Annotated in this window: 2 protein-coding genes, 2 tRNA genes and 3 rRNA genes; 6 read left to right on the plus strand and 1 reads right to left on the minus strand. The window is 52.4% G+C overall.

Annotated elements, in window-relative coordinates; all coding sequences use genetic code 11:
- The first annotated feature begins 26 nt into the window (after window positions 1–26).
- From pssA to rrf, 6 genes are all read left to right on the plus strand, one after another.
- Window positions 27–860, plus strand: a complete 834-nt coding sequence (pssA, locus tag IEV54_RS14435; RefSeq protein ID WP_150278704.1) for a CDP-diacylglycerol--serine O-phosphatidyltransferase — start codon at window positions 27–29, stop codon at window positions 858–860.
- A gap of 573 nt (window positions 861–1,433) precedes the next feature.
- A 16S ribosomal RNA gene (locus IEV54_RS14440) occupies window positions 1,434–2,970 on the plus strand.
- Between the two features lie 146 nt (window positions 2,971–3,116).
- A tRNA-Ile gene (locus IEV54_RS14445) sits at window positions 3,117–3,193 on the plus strand.
- A gap of 29 nt (window positions 3,194–3,222) precedes the next feature.
- Window positions 3,223–3,298 (plus strand) — tRNA-Ala (locus tag IEV54_RS14450).
- A 279-nt stretch (window positions 3,299–3,577) separates the two neighbouring features.
- Window positions 3,578–6,467, plus strand: a 23S ribosomal RNA gene (locus IEV54_RS14455).
- Between the two features lie 148 nt (window positions 6,468–6,615).
- Window positions 6,616–6,731 (plus strand): 5S ribosomal RNA (gene rrf, locus IEV54_RS14460).
- Together the 16S, 23S and 5S rRNA genes with 2 tRNA genes alongside form the textbook arrangement of a ribosomal RNA operon.
- A 255-nt stretch (window positions 6,732–6,986) precedes the next feature.
- Here rrf and IEV54_RS17395 read toward each other — a convergent pair.
- On the minus strand, window positions 6,987–7,210 hold a 224-nt coding region (locus IEV54_RS17395; RefSeq protein ID WP_229734579.1), incomplete at its 5' end, for a hypothetical protein.

A 7,210-nucleotide genomic window follows, 5' to 3' on the forward strand; every position in this document is an offset into this window, starting at 1 on the left:
CACGATAACGTTTTCAGGGTAAATACATGACGGACAAGCAAGAGCAGCATTCCACCGACGACGACATGCAAGCGGCACATAACATGTTGCCCATTGATGAGCATATCGAGGAAGTTCCAGGTCCGGGCGGCGAGAAAGTCAGGCACCGGGGGATTTACCTGCTGCCCAACCTATTTACCACCGCGGCGCTGTTTTCTGGGTTCTACGCTATTGTCAGTGCAATGGATGGCAATTTCGCCAACGCCTCAATTGCGATCTTTGTGGCGATGGTGCTGGACGGACTGGACGGCAGGGTAGCCCGAATGACCAATACGCAGAGTGCCTTTGGAGCGGAGTTCGATTCACTTTCCGATATGGTCGCCTTCGGTGTTGCTCCGGCGCTGGTTGTCTTTAGCTGGTCGCTAAGCGATCTGGGTAAGGTAGGCTGGATATTTGCTTTCATTTACGTCGCCGGAGCGGCGTTGCGTCTAGCGCGCTTCAATACTCACGTAGGTGATGAAGACAAGCGATTCTTTACGGGGCTGGCCAGTCCGTCAGGTGCTGGCTTTGTAGCCGGCATGGTCTGGGCTCTCAGCGATTTCGGTATTGATGGCGGCGATATCAGCTTTCTGGTGGGTTTGCTTACCGCGTTGGCGGGTCTGATGATGGTCAGCAATGTCCGTTACTACAGTTTCAAGGATTTTGATTTGAAAGGCCGAGTGCCGTTCTTCGTCATTCTCCTGGTGGTGCTGGTGTTCGCAATCATTTCAACCGATCCGTCGCGGATACTCTGGTTCATCTTCATCGCTTACAGCTTGTCCGGTCCGGCCCAGGCCTTGTGGCGCTGGCGTCAGAAGCAGAAGCCTGCTTCCGAGGCATAGGGGTTTACCGCCCGGCATGAAATAACCGTCAGAAATCAGTTGACGGTTATTTTCTATCCCCTATAATGCGCGTCTGCCCAGTCAGGGCGCTTTGCATAAAGCGCTTTACAATCAATAAGTTAGCGATAATTTAGGGGTTGACAGGGTGGATTGAGGCGGTAGAATACGCCGCTCACCGGGCCAGCAGCACGATCGCTGATTCGGGTAAGTCAGAGAGATCTGAAAAGTTTCAAGGAAGCGGTTGACGGGGCTTAAAACTCCTGTAGAATTCGCCTCCCGGTCACGAGAAAGGGTTTTGATCTCGGGGCCATCAAGCAGAAACGTGATGAACAACTTCTCACAAAAATGCTTGACAGATTAGAAGGTTAGCGTAATATACGCCACCTTGGTTAAGCGGAGACGCGAACCGAAACGCTCTTTAACAATGTGAATCAAGTAATTCGTGTGGGTGCTTGCCTTGAGGTTTGATGATCGAAAGATTTTCAGCCTAAGCAAGTTACTCTGTGAATTCACTGAGTTTTTTGTAATAAAGCTGAGCCAAGTTTAGGGTTTTTTCAAAACCCAATCAGTTTGAAACTGAAGAGTTTGATCATGGCTCAGATTGAACGCTGGCGGCAGGCCTAACACATGCAAGTCGAGCGGTAGAGAGAAGCTTGCTTCTCTTGAGAGCGGCGGACGGGTGAGTAATACCTGGGAATCTGCCTGATAGTGGGGGATAACGTTCGGAAACGGACGCTAATACCGCATACGTCCTACGGGAGAAAGCAGGGGATCTTCGGACCTTGCGCTATCAGATGAGCCCAGGTCGGATTAGCTTGTTGGTGAGGTAACGGCTCACCAAGGCTGCGATCCGTAACTGGTCTGAGAGGATGATCAGTCACACTGGAACTGAGACACGGTCCAGACTCCTACGGGAGGCAGCAGTGGGGAATATTGGACAATGGGGGAAACCCTGATCCAGCCATGCCGCGTGTGTGAAGAAGGTCTTCGGATTGTAAAGCACTTTAAGTTGGGAGGAAGGGCTGATGCTTAATACGTATCAGTCTTGACGTTACCGACAGAATAAGCACCGGCTAACTCTGTGCCAGCAGCCGCGGTAATACAGAGGGTGCAAGCGTTAATCGGAATTACTGGGCGTAAAGCGCGCGTAGGTGGCTAAGTAAGATGGGTGTGAAATCCCCGGGCTCAACCTGGGAACTGCATCCATAACTGCTTAGCTAGAGTACGGTAGAGGGTAGTGGAATTTCCTGTGTAGCGGTGAAATGCGTAGATATAGGAAGGAACACCAGTGGCGAAGGCGACTACCTGGACTGGTACTGACACTGAGGTGCGAAAGCGTGGGGAGCAAACAGGATTAGATACCCTGGTAGTCCACGCCGTAAACGATGTCAACTAGCCGTTGGGAACCTTGAGTTCTTAGTGGCGCAGCTAACGCACTAAGTTGACCGCCTGGGGAGTACGGTCGCAAGATTAAAACTCAAATGAATTGACGGGGGCCCGCACAAGCGGTGGAGCATGTGGTTTAATTCGAAGCAACGCGAAGAACCTTACCTGGCCTTGACATGCTGAGAACTTTCCAGAGATGGATTGGTGCCTTCGGGAACTCAGACACAGGTGCTGCATGGCTGTCGTCAGCTCGTGTCGTGAGATGTTGGGTTAAGTCCCGTAACGAGCGCAACCCTTGTCCTTAGTTACCAGCACATAATGGTGGGCACTCTAAGGAGACTGCCGGTGACAAACCGGAGGAAGGTGGGGATGACGTCAAGTCATCATGGCCCTTACGGCCAGGGCTACACACGTGCTACAATGGTCGGTACAAAGGGTTGCCAAGCCGCGAGGTGGAGCTAATCCCATAAAACCGATCGTAGTCCGGATTGGAGTCTGCAACTCGACTCCATGAAGTCGGAATCGCTAGTAATCGTGGATCAGAACGCCACGGTGAATACGTTCCCGGGCCTTGTACACACCGCCCGTCACACCATGGGAGTGGGTTGCACCAGAAGTAGCTAGTCTAACCTTCGGGAGGACGGTTACCACGGTGTGATTCATGACTGGGGTGAAGTCGTAACAAGGTAGCCGTAGGGGAACCTGCGGCTGGATCACCTCCTTAATCGAAAGATCACTGACCGCTCGGTCAAGCACTCACACGAATTACTTGATTCATTTAGAAAGCGATAGGGTCTTTAGCTCTCAAGCTACAGTTCACCCGTAGCAGCTAGGTCTAGGCTTATCTGTTTCGAGCGTCCCCGGGCAATTGGGTCTGTAGCTCAGTTGGTTAGAGCGCACCCCTGATAAGGGTGAGGTCGGCAGTTCGAATCTGCCCAGACCCACCAATTGTCGAGGTGTGGAAGGTCTTGAAAAAGGGGCCATAGCTCAGCTGGGAGAGCGCCTGCCTTGCACGCAGGAGGTCAGCGGTTCGATCCCGCTTGGCTCCACCAAGACACCGTATATCGCTAGACGCCAGAGTTCATACATGAACAATCACCGGGAAGTTTCCGAGTGGATTGTTGATGTCTGGTCTTTGTGCCAGTCGCTCTTTAACAATGTGGGAAGGTGATAGAAATATAGACATAACGAGAGTTTCACTGCTCGCGTTATGGCTAAGGTAACTTGTGATCTCAAGTGCAAGTTCCGGATTGTCGTGAATCATGTCATGACATATCGCTTTGAATAATCGGCGCTAGCTTCGGCTAACGACAGATTGTTTGGGGTTATATGGTCAAGTGAATAAGCGCATACGGTGGATGCCTTGGCAGTCAGAGGCGATGAAAGACGTTGTAGCCTGCGATAAGCTCCGGGGAGTCGGCAAACAGACTTTGATCCGGAGATCTCTGAATGGGGAAACCCACCCAGCATAAGCTGGGTATCACACACTGAATACATAGGTGTGTGAGGCGAACCGGGGGAACTGAAACATCTAAGTACCCCGAGGAAAAGAAATCAACCGAGATTCCCCAAGTAGCGGCGAGCGAACGGGGAGTAGCCCTTAAGCGTTTTAGAGTTTAGTGGAAGGTCCTGGAAATGGCCGCCGTAGTGGGTGATAGCCCCGTACACGAAAAGCTCTTTAGCGTGAAATCGAGTAGGACGGCGCACGTGAAACGTTGTCTGAACATGGGGGGACCATCCTCCAAGGCTAAATACTCCTGACTGACCGATAGTGAACCAGTACCGTGAGGGAAAGGCGAAAAGAACCCCTGTGAGGGGAGTGAAATAGATCCTGAAACCGTATGCGTACAAGCAGTGGGAGCGGACTTGTTCCGTGACTGCGTACCTTTTGTATAATGGGTCAGCGACTTATATTCTGTGGCGAGCTTAACCGTCTAGGGGAGGCGTAGGGAAACCGAGTCTTAATAGGGCGTTTAGTCGCAGGGTATAGACCCGAAACCGGGCGATCTATCCATGGGCAGGTTGAAGGTGCCGTAACAGGCACTGGAGGACCGAACCGACTACCGTTGAAAAGTTAGCGGATGACTTGTGGATAGGAGTGAAAGGCTAATCAAGCTCGGAGATAGCTGGTTCTCCTCGAAAGCTATTTAGGTAGCGCCTCGTGTATCACCGCTGGGGGTAGAGCACTGTTTCGGCTAGGGGGTCATCCCGACTTACCAAACCGATGCAAACTCCGAATACCAGCGAGTGCGAGCACGGGAGACACACGGCGGGTGCTAACGTCCGTCGTGAAAAGGGAAACAACCCAGACCGTCAGCTAAGGTCCCAAAGTTATGGTTAAGTGGGAAACGATGTGGGAAGGCTTAGACAGCTAGGAGGTTGGCTTAGAAGCAGCCATCCTTTAAAGAAAGCGTAATAGCTCACTAGTCGAGTCGGCCTGCGCGGAAGATGTAACGGGGCTCAAACCATACACCGAAGCTACGGGTTCATCTTAGGATGAGCGGTAGAGGAGCGTTCTGTAAGCCTGTGAAGGTCAATTGAGAAGTTGGCTGGAGGTATCAGAAGTGCGAATGCTGACATGAGTAACGACAATGGGAGTGAAAAACTCCCACGCCGGAAGACCAAGGGTTCCTGCGCAACGTTAATCGACGCAGGGTGAGTCGACCCCTAAGGCGAGGCCGAAAGGCGTAGTCGATGGGAAACGGGTTAATATTCCCGTACTTGTAGTTACTGCGATGGGGGGACGGAGAAGGCTAGGCCAGCACGGCGTTGGTAGTCCGTGTTTAAGGTGGTAGGCTGATTTCTTAGGTAAATCCGGGAGATCAAGGCCGAGAACTGATGACGATCTTTCTTTTAGAAAGAGAAGTGGTTGATGCCATGCTTCCAGGAAAAGCCTCTAAGCTTCAGGTAACTAGAAATCGTACCCCAAACCGACACAGGTGGTCAGGTAGAGAATACCAAGGCGCTTGAGAGAACTCGGGTGAAGGAACTAGGCAAAATGGCACCGTAACTTCGGGAGAAGGTGCGCCGATGAGGGTGAAGTATTTACTACGTAAGCCCACGTCGGTCGAAGATACCAGGCCGCTGCAACTGTTTATTAAAAACACAGCACTCTGCAAACACGAAAGTGGACGTATAGGGTGTGACGCCTGCCCGGTGCCGGAAGGTTAATTGATGGGGTTAGCTTCGGCGAAGCTCTTGATCGAAGCCCCGGTAAACGGCGGCCGTAACTATAACGGTCCTAAGGTAGCGAAATTCCTTGTCGGGTAAGTTCCGACCTGCACGAATGGCGTAATGATGGCGGCGCTGTCTCCACCCGAGACTCAGTGAAATTGAAATCGCTGTGAAGATGCAGTGTATCCGCGGCTAGACGGAAAGACCCCGTGAACCTTTACTATAGCTTTGCACTGGACTTTGAATTTGCTTGTGTAGGATAGGTGGGAGGCTTTGAAGCGTGGACGCTAGTTCACGTGGAGCCAACCTTGAAATACCACCCTGGCAACTTTGAGGTTCTAACTCTGGTCCGTTATCCGGATCGAGGACAGTGTATGGTGGGTAGTTTGACTGGGGCGGTCTCCTCCCAAAGAGTAACGGAGGAGTACGAAGGTGCACTCAGCACGGTCGGAAATCGTGCGTAGAGTATAAAGGCAAAAGTGCGCTTGACTGCGAGACCCACACGTCGAGCAGGTACGAAAGTAGGTCTTAGTGATCCGGTGGTTCTGTATGGAAGGGCCATCGCTCAACGGATAAAAGGTACTCCGGGGATAACAGGCTGATACCGCCCAAGAGTTCATATCGACGGCGGTGTTTGGCACCTCGATGTCGGCTCATCACATCCTGGGGCTGAAGCCGGTCCCAAGGGTATGGCTGTTCGCCATTTAAAGTGGTACGCGAGCTGGGTTTAGAACGTCGTGAGACAGTTCGGTCCCTATCTGCCGTGGACGTTTGAGATTTGAGAGGGGCTGCTCCTAGTACGAGAGGACCGGAGTGGACGAACCTCTGGTGTTCCGGTTGTCACGCCAGTGGCATTGCCGGGTAGCTACGTTCGGGAAAGATAACCGCTGAAAGCATCTAAGCGGGAAACTTGCCTCAAGATGAGATCTCACCGGGAGCTTGACTCCCCTAAAGGGCCGTCGAAGACTACGACGTTGATAGGCTGGGTGTGTAAGCGTTGCAAGGCGTTGAGCTAACCAGTACTAATTGCCCGTGTGGCTTGACCATATAACACCCAAGCAATTTGGTGTGGTCATGACACCGATGAACGACAGTCTGGAACTGCATGAGATCCAGGTTACCAAGCTAAATCTATACAACTATCACCGCCCACCCCCTTTACGCCGTGTGGCTAACGCCCCACAGCAACGAATTGCTTGACGACCATAGAGCATTGGAACCACCTGATCCCATCCCGAACTCAGAAGTGAAACGATGCATCGCCGATGGTAGTGTGAGGTTTCCTCATGTGAGAGTAGGTCATCGTCAAGCGCTTATACTGAAACGCCCCGCCTGGAAACAGCGCGGGGCTTTTCTTTGCGCGCAATAAAAGCCGCAAGCTACAAGCCGCAAGCCGCAAGCTACCCTGAGACCTATGCTGCTTTGCTTGAAGCTTGAAGCTTGAAGCTGAACCCAACCCCGCCTCCGCGCTGGCCCACTGCACCCTCGTCATCCTCGCGAACGCGGGGATCCATTGTCGGTTTCAGGAGGCACCCAGGCCCGTTACACAGTCACCCAAGTTCAACGTCAAAATGGATACCCGCCTTCGCGGGTATGACTGGGTGTATGTGCACCCACGATTAACGTCATAGGCACCATCGCCAAGACTCTTCCAGCTTCCAGCAAAAAACCCTTGACCCCAATACCACCCCAGCCCCCACACTGATTCGCTTGCAGCTTGCAGCTTGCAGCTTGCAGCTTGCAGCTTGCAGCTTGCAGCTTGCAGCTTGCAGCTTGCAGCTTGCAGCTTG

The sequence above is a fragment of the Halopseudomonas salina genome (genome assembly GCF_014637955.1).
Classification (GTDB): Bacteria; Pseudomonadota; Gammaproteobacteria; order Pseudomonadales; family Pseudomonadaceae; genus Halopseudomonas; species Halopseudomonas salina.

Bases quoted from the DNA above. Each gene is read 5' to 3' on its own strand.
- pssA (WP_150278704.1), top strand. From the start codon at position 27: ATGACGGACAAGCAAGAGCAGCATTCCACCGACGACGACATGCAAGCG.